Source organism: Vibrio sonorensis, assembly GCF_001854765.1.
GTDB classification, from domain to species: Bacteria; Pseudomonadota; Gammaproteobacteria; order Enterobacterales; family Vibrionaceae; genus Vibrio; species Vibrio sonorensis.
The window spans coordinates 178,905-192,151 of record NZ_LJJE01000002.1 but is presented as its reverse complement, the minus strand read 5'-3'; the positions used below and the strand labels follow the sequence as shown (position 1 = coordinate 192,151).

Sequence of the window (13,247 nt, the reverse complement as noted above, 5' to 3'; positions counted from 1 at the left end):
GCAAATTAAAACGAATATTTATGTACTCAATCGCCAGATACAAAAAAGGCTGCAAAATTGCAGCCCTTTTTCTCAATTTAAGTTTATAGGTCGTTCAAACCTAAAACATCAGTCATGGTGTAGAAACCTGCTGGCTTTTCATTTAGCCAAACTGCGGCTTTTACTGCCCCGTTTGCAAAAGTCATGCGATCGGTTGCTTTATGAGTAATTTCTACGCGTTCTCCAATATCGGCAAACATCGCAGTGTGTTCACCGATAATATCTCCAGCACGGATGGTTGCAAAACCTATCTCATCTTTAGTGCGTTCACCTGTAATGCCTTCGCGAGCGTATACGGCAACATCACTAAGGTTATTCCCCATGGCATCGGCAATCGCTTCACCCATACCGATAGCAGTACCCGATGGTGCGTCTACCTTGTATCTGTGGTGAGCTTCAATCACTTCAATATCACAGTAATCACCCATCACTTTGGCGGCTTTTTCTAAAAGCTTGAATACTAGATTTACCCCCACAGAATAGTTCGGTGCCATGATCACCGGGATCTCTTTAGCCGCTTCATCGATAGCTGCGCGCTCTTCATCAGTGAACCCTGTCGTACCGATAACAATCTTTTTACCGTGTTGCTTACAGAGTTCCAAGTTGGCAAGTGTGCTTACTGGGGCAGTAAAATCGATAATGACATCAAACTCTTCGATGACTTTATATAGGTCATCAACAAGTGCCACTTCAATTTTACCTTCACCACAAAGTTCACCGACATCAACGCCAACCAGAGATGACTCTGGTCTTTCTGAGCCTGCACCGAGCTTAGCGCCTTGATTTTGCAGCGTCGCTTTTACTAGGTTTCTTCCCATGCGTCCTGCCGCCCCTGCGACTGCAATTCTTACCATTGCTGTTTCTCCATTATGTCGGTTTTCTTTGTCTATCCGCTAAAACTAACAAGATTCAGTGTGACTTACCAGTAGCGTCTTCGCATCCTTTCTCTTCCCTTAACAAAACTCTGCTACTATTTTGTTTAGAATTGGGACGTTCGCTTCTGGAAAGCTATATTTCACTAGGTTTGCTACGTTTACCCACTCTGCCTGTTGTCCCTCTTTGCCAAATGGCTGGCCCTCAAATTCATGTATCAGAATAAAATCGAACTTTAATGATTTGTCGCTGTAATCGAACTCCAAATGCTGAAAGTGTTCTTGTTTGGTCACCTGAATACCGATCTCTTCATCTAACTCTCTGGCCATCGCTGCTTCAATATTTTCACCTGATTCAACTTTGCCGCCGGGAAACTCCCAAAAACCGCCTTTGTGTTTGTCATCTGGCCGCTTGGTAATAAAAACTTGTGATTTGTCCTGGTTGAAGATGACGCCTGCCACAATGTGAATTCGTTTCATTGCTGTTCCTTATTAATTCAAGTAGCCCTAACAAGTATGAGGCTACTAAAAAAAGAGCCGCTAATAGCGACTCTTTTTATTCAGATAGTTAAATTAGGCAATCTTGCCGTGACACTGTTTGTACTTTTTGCCACTGCCACATGGACAAGGATCGTTGCGACCTATTTTGCGCTCTTCGCGTACCATAGGTTGCTGACCTTTCGCTTCTTCTTCACTACCATCAGATAGAGGATTTTCTGCACTTGCATGTTGCGCACGCGCGCGTCGAGCCGCTTCTTCAGCCTGAGCTCTGCGCTGGGCTTCCATACGCTCAACTTCTTCTTGCTGCTGTACTCGTACTTTAGACAAGATAGTGATTACATCAGACTTAAGCGCATCTAACAAACCTTCAAACAGTTCAAATGACTCACGCTTGTACTCTTGCTTAGGGTTCTTCTGAGCATAGCCACGTAGGTGAATACCTTGACGAAGGTGATCCATCGCCGCTAGGTGCTCTTTCCACAAGGTATCAAGAGTTTGCAGCATGACAGATTTTTCGAAGTTGCGAAGCACTTGTTCGCCAACCACTTCTTCTTTCTCTTTGTAAACCGCAACGGCAGTTTCAAGGATCTTCTCGCGAAGGGCTTCTTCGTATAACTTGTCATCTTCTTCAAGCCATTGAGCTATTGGAGCATCAAGGTCGAAGTCGTTCTTCAGGCGTTCTTCTAACCCTGGAACATCCCACATATCCTCAAGAGATTGAGGCGGAATGTACCCATCGATCACATCACTCAATACATCTGCGCGGTTTTGCTCAATCATGTCACTGATATCATCGACACTCATCAACTCGTCACGTAATTCGTATACGACTTTACGCTGATCGTTAGCAACGTCATCGTACTCTAGAAGCTGTTTACGGATATCGAAGTTGCGACCTTCCACTTTGCGCTGCGCTTTTTCGATTGAGCGAGATAGCATCTTACTCTCAATCGCTTCGCCTTCTTCCATGCCACTTTGAATAAGGCTAGCCATGCGCTCAGACGTAAAGATACGCAGTAGTGAGTCTTCCATTGAAAGATAGAAACGGGAAGAACCAGCATCACCCTGACGACCTGAACGACCACGCAACTGGTTATCGATACGGCGAGATTCATGACGCTCTGTACCAATGATATGTAAACCGCCAGCTTCGAGTACTTTGTCGTGAACAATTTTCCAATCCGCTTTAATCGCGTCGATCTGCTCTTGAGTTGGCTCTTTCATTGAGTCAACTTTTGCCTGCCAGCTACCGCCCAGCACGATATCGGTACCACGACCTGCCATGTTTGTCGCGATGGTAACTGAGCCCGGTTTACCCGCTTCAGCAACGATTTCGGCTTCTTTTTCGTGGAACTTAGCGTTGAGAACGTTGTGTTTGATCTTACCTTTCTTAAGTGCGTTGGAAAGCAGTTCCGATTTTTCGATCGATACGGTACCAACCAAGATTGGTTGGCCTTTCTCTACACGCTCTTTAATATCTTCGATAATGGCATTGAACTTCTCGCCCTCGGTGCGATAAACCACATCTGGCATGTCATCGCGAACCATAGGTTTATTGGTTGGAATGACAACCGTTTCAAGGCCATAGATTGACTGGAATTCGAATGCTTCTGTATCTGCCGTACCTGTCATACCTGACAGTTTTTCGTATAAGCGGAAGTAGTTCTGGAATGTGATAGATGCCAGTGTTTGGTTTTCGTTCTGGATCTTAACGCCTTCTTTCGCTTCAATCGCTTGGTGAAGACCTTCAGACCATCGACGTCCAGCCATAGTACGACCAGTGTGTTCGTCAACGATAACCACTTCACCTTCATCGGAAACAATGTAATCTACATTGCGCTCGAAAAGCACATGGGCACGAAGCGCAGCGTGAACGTGATGTAGCAAACTGATGTTAGCAGGAGAGTAAAGGGTATCCCCTTCTTCCATCATACCGTTTTTGATCATTAGCTCTTCGACAAACTCTTGACCATTTTCGGTTAGATACACTTGCTTCGACTTTTCATCCACCGTGTAGTGGCCGTCTCCGCGGTACTCTTCCGAGTCCTCTTGGTCTTGCTTAACCAAATTAGGGATCAGCGTATTGATACGGATATAAAGATCTGAACTGTCTTCTGCAGGCCCAGAAATAATCAGTGGAGTACGCGCTTCATCGATAAGGATTGAGTCAACCTCATCGACAACAGCAAAGAAGCGTTCACGCTGTACGCGGTCTTCACTGCGAAATGCCATGTTGTCGCGCAGGTAGTCGAAACCAAACTCGTTGTTTGTTCCGTAAAGAATATCCGCTTGATAAGCTTCTTTTTTCTCTTGAGGAGGCATGTTTGGCACGTTAACGCCAACTGTCATACCTAAAAATTCGAATAGTGGACGGTTTGTCTCCGCATCTCGCTTGGCTAGGTAATCGTTCACTGTAACTATGTGTACGCCTTTACCCGGAAGTGCATTTAGATAAGCAGGCAAGGTTGCCGTTAGGGTTTTACCTTCACCAGTGCGCATCTCAGCGATTTGGCCATTGTTCAAAACCATACCACCGATTAGCTGAACGTCGAAGTGACGCATACCGTATACACGCTTAGATGCTTCACGAACAGTCGCAAATGCTTCTGGAAGAACTTTCTCCAGTGTTTCACCTTGTTCTAAGCGTTGACGAAACTCAACCGTTTTTGCTTTTAGCTCTTCATCAGAAAGTGCTTCAAAGGTCGGCTCGTAGTTATTAATCTCTTTTACTATTTTTCTTAAGCGGCGCAGTGTTCTGTCATTGCGACTGCCAATTACCTTTGTCAGTAGCTTAGTAATCATTTGCTGTGAATCTCTCTTACCTTCGGGTCCCGTAGACCCACTTCATATGCCTTCAGTCTCTACCAGTTTTAAACTAAGAACACTGAGATAAATCATTTACCACAGATATTGTGATGAGAACTGATAAATTCAAGGCTAGGGGCGCTTAGTGTAAGGAATTTTCTTTATAACAACCAATAACAAAGTCATTTGTTTGAAGCATTCTTTATTTTTGCTGGTTTAGTGGCGATTATTAAAGCCGTTTACTGCTGTGTTTAACGCTTCGATAGGCTAAAATGCCTTTAGTGAACATCGCAGTTGGACAATATGAGAGACCATCGACCTACCCTAACCTCAGATCTGGTTGGTAAAAGCCGCTTAGGAAATATTCAGCAGCACGCTGAAAGCATACTTGCGATTCAAAAAGCGCTCGCACCTATGTTGCCCAGAGGAACGGAAAAACATTGCCGTGTGGCAAATATCCGCGGTGGTTTTTTAATTATCGAAGTTGCAAGTGCCGCTATAAGACACAAACTTAACTTCGAACGTCTTAACATTCTTAATCAACTTAGGTCACAAGCTTCGCCAAACTGACTGGCATTGATATCGAAGTCAACCCTGCACTCTACATCAATCGAGACAATAAACAAGAAAAGTCGAGAGAACCCCTTTCCCACCATGCGGCTGCTTGTTTAAACATGGTGGCACAAAATGCCCCACCAAAAGTTAAGGCAAGATTAGAGAGCTTAGCTCGCCTCGCTGACAAAAAGTAGTCAACGTCACGATCAAAAAAAGCCAGACTTGAGTCTGGCTTTTTACAATCAATCTTGGGTGCTTACGCTAGTACCATGTTCGGCTCGCCAAAAGCGACTGGAGAAACTTCTTCCTCTTCGAACGTTACCCATTCCCACGCTTCTTGATCAGCAAGTACTGCGCGTAGAAGCTGGTTGTTGAGACCATGACCTGACTTAAAGGCACGGAACTCACCAATGATTGGGTGACCACACATGTATAGGTCGCCAATCGCATCTAGTACTTTGTGCACAACAAACTCGTTGTCAAAGCGTAGACCTTCTTCATTAAGAATTCGGTAATCGTCTAGTACTATCGCACAATCAAAGCTTCCGCCCAGACATAGATTCTGAGACTGTAAGTACTCAATATCACGCATAAACCCGAAGGTACGTGCTCGTGAAATATCTTTTACAAAGCCTTGAGATGAGAAATCAAACAGAAGGTGCTGTTCATCCGCCTCAATCGCAGGGTGGTTAAATTCGATTTCGAAATCCATGCGGAAGCCGTTAAATGGAACAAATTCGGCCCACTTATCTTCGTCTTCAAAACGCACTGGTTTCTTAATTCGAATAAAGCGCTTCGCTGCATTTTGCTCTTCCACTCCAGCTTGCTGAAGTAAGAAAACAAAAGGACTTGCACTACCATCCATAATTGGAATTTCTGGCGCGTCAACCTCAACAATCACGTTGTCGATACCCATTCCAGCAAGAGCAGCGTTTAAATGCTCAACCGTTGAAATGCGCACACCGTCATCATTAACTAAGGCAGTACATAGCATTGTATCGCGTACAGACGCTGGATCCGCTGGAAAATCCACCGGAGGGTTTACGTCAGTTCGGCGATATAAAACACCTGTGTTTGCAGCAGCTGGTCGAAGAGTGAGTGTTACTTTTCTTCCGGAGTGGAGACCCACACCAGTCGTTTTCACCATCTCTTTCAGAGTACGCTGTTTAATCATCTGCTTACCTCTGTGTTAGTACTACAAGTCACGGTTAATGTGCTACATTGGCCGCGAATCGTATCACAAAATTCAACGCTGTCAAATTTTGTTGATTTCTCAATCTGCCTGACGACGTAAGAAAGCTGGGATATCCAAGTAACCGGCCTCGTCTTCTTCAGGCTTGGTTTGCTGAGCCGGTCCGTTACTATGACCTGCTGCTGCACCAGTAGTTCCACTATTTGGCGTAGAATTTTTTGGCGCTGCTGGATTTCCTTGCAAAGTTTGATCCACTTCTTCCTTTGCCACCTCTTCAGTCTTTGGAACTGCCGGAGTGACCGGTGCTGGAGCCGTAGCTGGCTTCACTTTATTAGCGCCAGTGTTCGACACCAATGTGATATCCGGTTTTTTCTCATTACCGATGCCAGTTGCGACAACTGTAACTCGAATTTCTTCAGCCATATCAGGGTCTAAAGAAGTACCAATTACCACCGTAGCATTGTCAGAAGCGAACGCTTTAACTGTATTACCTACAGTTTCAAACTCGTCTAAACGCATATCTAGGCCAGCAGTAATGTTCACTAGAACACCACGAGCTCCGGCGAGATCGATATCTTCTAGAAGTGGGCTAGAAATTGCCATTTCTGCCGCTTCTTCCGCTCGGTCTTCACCTTTTGCGATACCGCTACCCATCATTGCGTGACCCATTTCCGACATTACGGTGCGAACATCCGCAAAGTCGACGTTGATCATGCCCGGACGAGTAATCAGTTCCGCAATACCTTGAACTGCATTCTTAAGTACGTCGTTAGCACTCGCAAACGCTTCCAGTAGGGTAATTCCGCGACCTAGAACCTTTAGAAGCTTCTCGTTTGGAATAGTGATCAAAGAGTCAACGTTCTTAGACAGCTCTTCAATACCTTGCTCAGCAAACGCTAAACGCTTTTTCCCTTCGAAGCTAAACGGCTTTGTCACGACAGCTACAGTTAGAACACCGAGTTCTTTTGCAACTTCAGCAATCACTGGCGCTGCACCTGTACCTGTTCCGCCACCCATACCGGCTGCGACAAATACCATATCGGCACCAGATAAAACTTCTTTAATTCTTTCTCGATCTTCGAGAGCAGCGTCACGTCCTACTTGAGGGTTTGCACCAGCACCTAGACCTTTGGTGATATCGCCACCAATTTGAATTACGGTATTTACACTGGTTTTTCTCAAGGCTTGAGCATCCGTATTGATGCTGATGAATTCCACACCTTCTATGGATTCACGCACCATGTGCTCAACGGCATTGCCGCCACCGCCACCAACCCCAACGACTTTTATTACCGCGTCGTCAGACATTTCCATCATCGGTTCAAACATGTGTTATCTCCGTCAATCCTGCTGCTCAGGTTAAAATTCTTTTCTTATCCAATTACGCAAGCTACCTAGCCAATTTGTCACTGGTGGACGCTTTGGTTCGTGGTACTCGGACTCGTCATTAATTTGACTGTCTCTTGCATAATGAAGTAAACCCACTGCCGTAGAGTGATACGGCTCTTTTACGTAGTCAGTTAGCCCGCTTACCTCTAGAGGTTTACCGACCCTAACTTGGTTGCGGAATACTCGTTCCGCGCATTCTATCAAACCTTCAATCTGAGCTGCGCCACCAGTCAGCACTACACCAGCTGCAAGGTGGTGTTTGATGCCCTCGGAGCGAAGCTTCTCTTGAACGGTATCGATAGTTTTGTTAACTAATCCCATCAATTCAGTGTATCTAGGTTCAATCACCTCAGATAGAGTTTGTCTTTGCAAACTTCTAGATGGTCGCCCACCTACACTTGGAACGTTAACGGTGTCGTCCTTGCTGACTAGCTCACTAAGAGCACAGCCATGTTTCACCTTAATTTCTTCTGCATCACTGACTGGCGTTCCAAATGCAAATGCGATGTCACTGGTCACAGCATTTCCCGCGTAAGAAAATACTTCAGTGTGGCGAAGCGCCCCACCGGTCCAAATTGATACATCCATTGTGCCTGCGCCGATATCGACGACACAAACGCCGAGTTCTCTTTCATCTTCAGTGATGACGGCGTTGCTCGCTGCTAAACCAGAGTAAACTAATTGTTCTACTTTTAAGTTACAGCGCTCAACGGCTTTAATAATGTTTCTCGCCATATCATTATGGCAAGAAATTAGATGTACGCTGACTTCCATGCGCACACCTGATAAACCTAGCGGGTTTTTAATCCCTTCTTGATAATCTATCGTAAATTCCTGAGGAATGACGTGGAGAATGCGTTGTTCGTCACCAATTTTGATCGACTTCGCAGTGTGGATCACGCGATCCATGTCCTCTTGAGAAACTTCCTCGTCAGAAATCGTACCCATCCCTTTTTCAATACGGCTGGCAATGTGCTTACCAGAGAGGGAGAGATATACGTTGCTAATTTGGCACTCTGCCATCAGTTCAGCCTGACCAATGGCACGCTGAACGGATTTCACAACAGATTCAAGATCGTTTACGCCACCCTTGTCCATCCCACGAGATGGACTGGTGCCGGCACCGATAATATTTATTTGACCATCAGGTAACAGCTCACCGACCAACGCCGAAACACTTGCTGTACCGATATCGAGACCAACAATAATGTTGTCATCAGCGGTCTTAGTCATCTGCAATCTCTTGTTCTAGTTCTTCTTCAGGAAACCAGCCAACAGCGGCTCCCGTGTCATACCTAAGGTCGATATAGCTAATTTTCTGCGTTTTGTTACCCAATTTCTGATAGAGGGTAATAAATCGCTTTGTTCTTTCTTCAATCGCACCCTTGCCTAGTTCTAGCCGGATACCATTGGCAAGAATGATCTGCCAGGCGCGTCTCTCATTTAAAACCAAGGAGCTGATCTCAAGCTCCAACGGTTTTAACTTCTTTGATAAATCACGCCACTGAGCCAAAACCTCTTCGCTAGAGTTCTTTGGCCCATATAGCTTAACTCTCTCTTCCGTTAGTTGCCCGATATCGCCGTTAAAGACCACACCTTGCTCGTTGAGCAACCACTGACCATTCCAAATCGCTTCTGCGTGATATTCGGTTAAGAATATCTTGATGGTTTCTGGCCACTGCTTTCGTATAGCGGCATGAGAAACCCAAGGGATCTGCTCCACTGCGTTCTGAACATCTTTAATGTCCTGTGACATAAAAGTGCCCACGTGTTCTAACTGAGCTAAGGCTCGTTGAACATCCAATGGCTGAACGTATTGCAATTCGCCTTCTATCACAATGCGTGACAATGGCAGACGCTGGTCATCCCACATCCAAGAGAGTGTCGAATAAAGAAGAGAACCAATCAACAGCAAAACCACCAGCAAAAAACTCATACCTAACGTATGACGTTTTACTAGTGGTGATTGGGTAAAACGACGGCCTTCGTCTATTACAGAGTCATTCAAAGTCCGTTGCCCTTGCCGTAAATGGTAAAACTCATCCCTATCGCATACTCAGTAGCCATAAAGCAGCTACTTTAACCTTCGGATTATACTGGCGTCACTAAAAGTATCAAATACTGAAAGTGAGAAATCCTCGCATAAACAGAAGAAAATCGTTAAAGATTGGTAAAAGTTCGTTTATTGCTGAGAATTTTGCATCTTTTCAATGTTCAACTCCAACGCTGCGAGTTGTTTAGCCACTTTGCCTACATCTCCAGCACCTTGGGTAAGAACTAAGTCACCTTCTTGTAAAACATTAGCTAAAACAGAAGGTAAGGTATCTCCATCTGGTACAAAAATCGGATCAATTTTGCCTCGACTTCTAATAGTTCGGCACAAAGAGCGACTATCTGCACCAGATATAGGTTTCTCACCTGCAGAATAAACATCTAACATCACTAACACATCGACTTGCTCTAACACATTGGCAAAATCGTCATAAAGATCTCTTGTTCTGCTGTATCGATGCGGCTGAAAAACCATCACTAAACGTTTTTCTTCCCATCCACTTCTCGCCGCTTTGATGGTCACATCCACTTCTGTTGGGTGATGACCATAATCGTCAACCAGCATCGCACTGCCATTCCCAGTGTCAAACTCACCTAAATGTTCGAATCGACGACCAGTCCCCTGCGTACCCGCCATCGCCGATAAAATCGCTTTGTCGGAGATATCGTCTTCCGTCGCAACTGCGATTGCAGCTGCGGCATTCAGCGCGTTATGTCTACCGGGGATATTAAGCGTAATATCGAGGTTTTCTTTCCCTGCACGAACAACAGTAAACTTACCTTGCTGGCCTTGCTGGCGATAGTTTTCGATGCGAACGTCAGCATCTTCCGAGAACCCATAAGTGATCACTTGCCTGCTGACACGAGGAATAAGCTCTCGAACAACAGGATCATCAATACACAAAATAGCTTGGCCGTAAAATGGGAGGTTGTGTAGAAAATCGATAAAGGTTTGTTTTAGCGTCTCAAAGTCACCACCATAGGTGTCCATATGGTCAGCTTCAATATTAGTCACTATGCTCACCATTGGCTGCAAGTGAAGGAATGACGCATCACTTTCATCGGCTTCGGCGATAAGGATTCGGCTAGATCCCAATCGAGCATTGGTGCCAGCACTTTTAACCAATCCACCATTAACAAAAGTTGGATCCAGTCCAGCTTCTGAATAAATTTGAGTGACTAGAGCGGTTGTCGTGGTTTTACCATGAGTACCCGCAACTGCTATGCCGTGTCTAAAGCGCATTAACTCAGCGAGCATTTCAGCGCGTCGAACAACGGGAGTTCGAGCTGCTCTTGCCGCTTTTATTTCAGGATTTTCTTCATTGATAGCAGTAGAGACCACTACTACGCTCGCGTCCTGAACATTTTGTTCTTCATGGCCGATGTAGATCGTTGCTCCTTTAGAAGCGAGTCTTTCCGTTACTGCGTTTTGCGCAATATCAGAGCCAGTAATTTTGTAGCCTTCATTGAGAAGTACTTCCGCAATCCCACTCATACCAGCGCCACCGATACCGATAAAGTGAATGCATTTTACTCGGCGCATCTCCGGCACCATAGCCCTAATCTGGGCAAGATCTTGTGTGTGTTGAATAGTCATATTTCTCTCAATACTAGGCAATTACTTTGATCGCCTGAGCAACTCGTTTATCTGCGTCTGTGATGGCTGCTTCCCTGGCACTTTGTGCCATAACGCACAAGGCTTGACGGTCAAGGACGCGTATCTGATTTGCCAACTTATCGGTGCTGAGCTCTGGTTGTTCAATCATTTTTGCTGCGCCGCACTCGACTAAATGATCCGCATTGAGCGCCTGTTGACGGTCTTTATGCATAAATGGAACAAAAATAGCGCCAACTCCAGCGGCGGATACTTCCGAGACTGTCAAAGCACCAGAACGGCATACTACCAAATCGGCCCACTCATAAGCTTGAGCGACATCATTGATAAATTCAGTCACTTGCGCGTTTTTTACATCAGCGCTTTGATAAAGGCTAATCACTTCATCGGCGTTGTTCTTACCAGCTTGATGACGAATTTCATAACCGTCGCCTAGCAGTGCCATTGTCTCGGGAAGTGTTTGGTTGAGGATCCTCGCCCCCTGACTTCCACCCATAACTAACAGGCGTATCGGACCTTCACGGCCATTCAATCGCTTTGAAGGGGGATCAATTTCGCACACGTCTTGGCGCACTGGGTTTCCCACACTTCAGCATTATCAAATGCGCCGGGAAAGGCTTGGAACACTTTTTTCGCGATCTTAGCAAGCCATTGATTCGTCAATCCTGCAACAGCATTTTGCTCGTGTAAGACAACGGGAACTCCGCTCAACCAAGCGGCGATACCGCCGGGGCCACTTACATAGCCCCCCATGCCTAACACGGCATCGGGTTGCCAACGCTTAATGTGCTTTTTCGCTTGAAGAACGGCATTTAAAATCTGAAAAGGTGCGGCAAGCAGGCGAGTAACTCCTTGTCCACGTAGGCCTTTGACTTTAATAAAGTCAATTTCAATACCGTGTTGAGGAACGAGATCGGCTTCCATGCGATCCTCGGTACCTAGCCAGCGAATTTCCCACCCTTCTTCTTGTAACTTTTTAGCAACGGCAAGTCCGGGGAATACGTGTCCACCAGTGCCTCCAGCCATTACCATGAGTCTTTTATTCTTTGTCATTTTCAACTATTACTTCTTCGCCATATAAGCGAGTTTCGTGGTCAATACGCAATAAAATAGAAACTGCCACTGCCATTATTATCAAACTAGAACCACCGTAACTGATCAAAGGCAAGGTGAGTCCTTTGGTAGGAACAATTCCTAAAGCAGCCCCAACATTAACCAATGTTTGGAAGGCAAACCAAATGCCAATGCCAAAAGCGAGATAACCACCAAAGATCTGCTCTTGTTCGAACGCTCTTCGACCGATAAAGATAGCTTTTAGCACCAAACTAAAGATCAACATTAGCACTAAGACAACGCCAACGAAGCCCAGTTCTTCACCAAGTACGGCGAAAACAAAGTCTGTATGAGCTTCTGGCAAGTATTCCAACTTTTGGATTGAGTTCCCCAAACCTTGCCCAAACCAATCTCCTCGACCAAAGGCCATTAGCGATTGAGTAAGTTGATATCCACTTCCAAACGGGTCATCCCAAGGGTTTAAAAATGAGGTTACACGTCGAACGCGATACGGCTCTATCAGAATGAGCCCGACAACGGCGGCAATACCTACGACTAGCAGACCCAAAAACTGGACTAGCTTTGCACCAGCAATAAACAGCATCCCAAACAAGGTTACCAGCATCACTACTACCGTGCCTAAGTCAGGCTGCAATAGCAATAAACTCGCTAAAGTTCCAAACACCATAATTGGTTTTATAAACCCACCAAAGAAGGTTTCTCGAACCTCTTCGTGTTTGCGTACCAAGTAGCCAGACATAAAGATAAACAGTGAGAGCTTAGCCACTTCTGCAGGTTGTAAGTTAAACAACCCCAGAGGTATCCATCGTGCGGCGCCATTAACAGATTTACCGGCCACCAAAACGACCAGCAATAAGAAAATTGACAGACCCAAGAGCAAAGAGCTGTAGTCCAACCACTTTCGCAAAGGCACTTGAACCACCACGGTTGCTGTCCCCAAAGCAAGGCACAAGAAGATCGCGTGGCGAATCATAAAGTGAAAGGGTTGGTCGGTTAACCGTGAACTGATGGGAAAAGAGGCCGACGTAACCATGACTAAACCCGTTAACATCAAGCCGAGCGATATCCAGACTAGCTGACGATCAAAAAGTGCTTCTGGCGCCGAGCGCGATAGCCATTCTTTGCTGATAGTAAACGGGTTCATCATCTCAAC

The 13,247-nt window shown here is 45.6% G+C and carries 9 protein-coding genes and 2 pseudogenes; 1 reads left to right on the top strand and 10 read right to left on the bottom strand.

All coding sequences use genetic code 11. From position 1 onward, the window contains the following. Positions 1 to 83: 83 nt before the first annotated feature. From dapB to secA, 3 genes are all read right to left on the bottom strand, one after another. Entirely contained in the window at positions 84 to 893 is an 810-nt protein-coding gene (gene dapB, locus BLO31_RS00900; RefSeq protein ID WP_070962443.1) for a 4-hydroxy-tetrahydrodipicolinate reductase, read from the bottom strand. Positions 894 to 992: 99 nt separating this feature from the next. Continuing rightward, on the bottom strand, positions 993 to 1,391 hold the full coding sequence (mutT, locus tag BLO31_RS00895; RefSeq protein WP_070962441.1) for an 8-oxo-dGTP diphosphatase MutT: 399 nt from the start codon (positions 1,389 to 1,391) through the stop codon (positions 993 to 995). 93 nt (positions 1,392 to 1,484) lie between these two features. Beyond that, positions 1,485 to 4,214 (bottom strand): preprotein translocase subunit SecA, encoded by a 2,730-nt coding sequence (gene secA / locus BLO31_RS00890; protein WP_070962439.1) that lies wholly within the window; start codon positions 4,212 to 4,214, stop codon positions 1,485 to 1,487. A gap of 306 nt (positions 4,215 to 4,520) precedes the next feature. Between secA and BLO31_RS00885 the strand changes: the two are divergent. After that, a pseudogene (locus BLO31_RS00885) lies at positions 4,521 to 4,966 on the top strand (DUF721 domain-containing protein). Positions 4,967 to 5,028: 62 nt separating this feature from the next. On the opposite strand, the gene lpxC reads toward BLO31_RS00885, so the two are convergent. From lpxC to ftsW, 7 genes and pseudogenes are all read right to left on the bottom strand, one after another. Further along, positions 5,029 to 5,946 (bottom strand): UDP-3-O-acyl-N-acetylglucosamine deacetylase, encoded by a 918-nt coding sequence (gene lpxC, locus BLO31_RS00880; protein ID WP_070962437.1) that lies wholly within the window; start codon positions 5,944 to 5,946, stop codon positions 5,029 to 5,031. Between the two features lie 99 nt (positions 5,947 to 6,045). Next, on the bottom strand, positions 6,046 to 7,293 hold the full coding sequence (ftsZ, locus tag BLO31_RS00875) for a cell division protein FtsZ (RefSeq protein ID WP_070962435.1): 1,248 nt from the start codon (positions 7,291 to 7,293) through the stop codon (positions 6,046 to 6,048). Between the two features lie 30 nt (positions 7,294 to 7,323). Continuing rightward, positions 7,324 to 8,586, bottom strand: coding sequence for a cell division protein FtsA (gene ftsA, locus BLO31_RS00870; RefSeq protein WP_070962433.1), 1,263 nt, complete (start codon positions 8,584 to 8,586; stop codon positions 7,324 to 7,326). Continuing rightward, complete coding sequence (locus BLO31_RS00865; RefSeq protein WP_070962431.1) at positions 8,579 to 9,361, bottom strand: cell division protein FtsQ/DivIB; 783 nt, start codon at positions 9,359 to 9,361, stop codon at positions 8,579 to 8,581. The genes ftsA and BLO31_RS00865 overlap by 8 nt, the downstream gene beginning before the upstream one ends. Before the next feature lie 174 nt (positions 9,362 to 9,535). Then, positions 9,536 to 11,002, bottom strand: coding sequence for a UDP-N-acetylmuramate--L-alanine ligase (gene murC / locus BLO31_RS00860; protein ID WP_070962429.1), 1,467 nt, complete (start codon positions 11,000 to 11,002; stop codon positions 9,536 to 9,538). A 13-nt stretch (positions 11,003 to 11,015) separates the two neighbouring features. Then, positions 11,016 to 12,073: pseudogene (gene murG, locus BLO31_RS00855) on the bottom strand (undecaprenyldiphospho-muramoylpentapeptide beta-N-acetylglucosaminyltransferase). Continuing rightward, complete coding sequence (ftsW, locus tag BLO31_RS00850) at positions 12,060 to 13,241, bottom strand: cell division protein FtsW (RefSeq protein ID WP_070962619.1); 1,182 nt, start codon at positions 13,239 to 13,241, stop codon at positions 12,060 to 12,062. The pseudogene murG and the gene ftsW overlap by 14 nt, the downstream one beginning before the upstream one ends. Between the last annotated feature and the right edge of the window lie 6 nt (positions 13,242 to 13,247).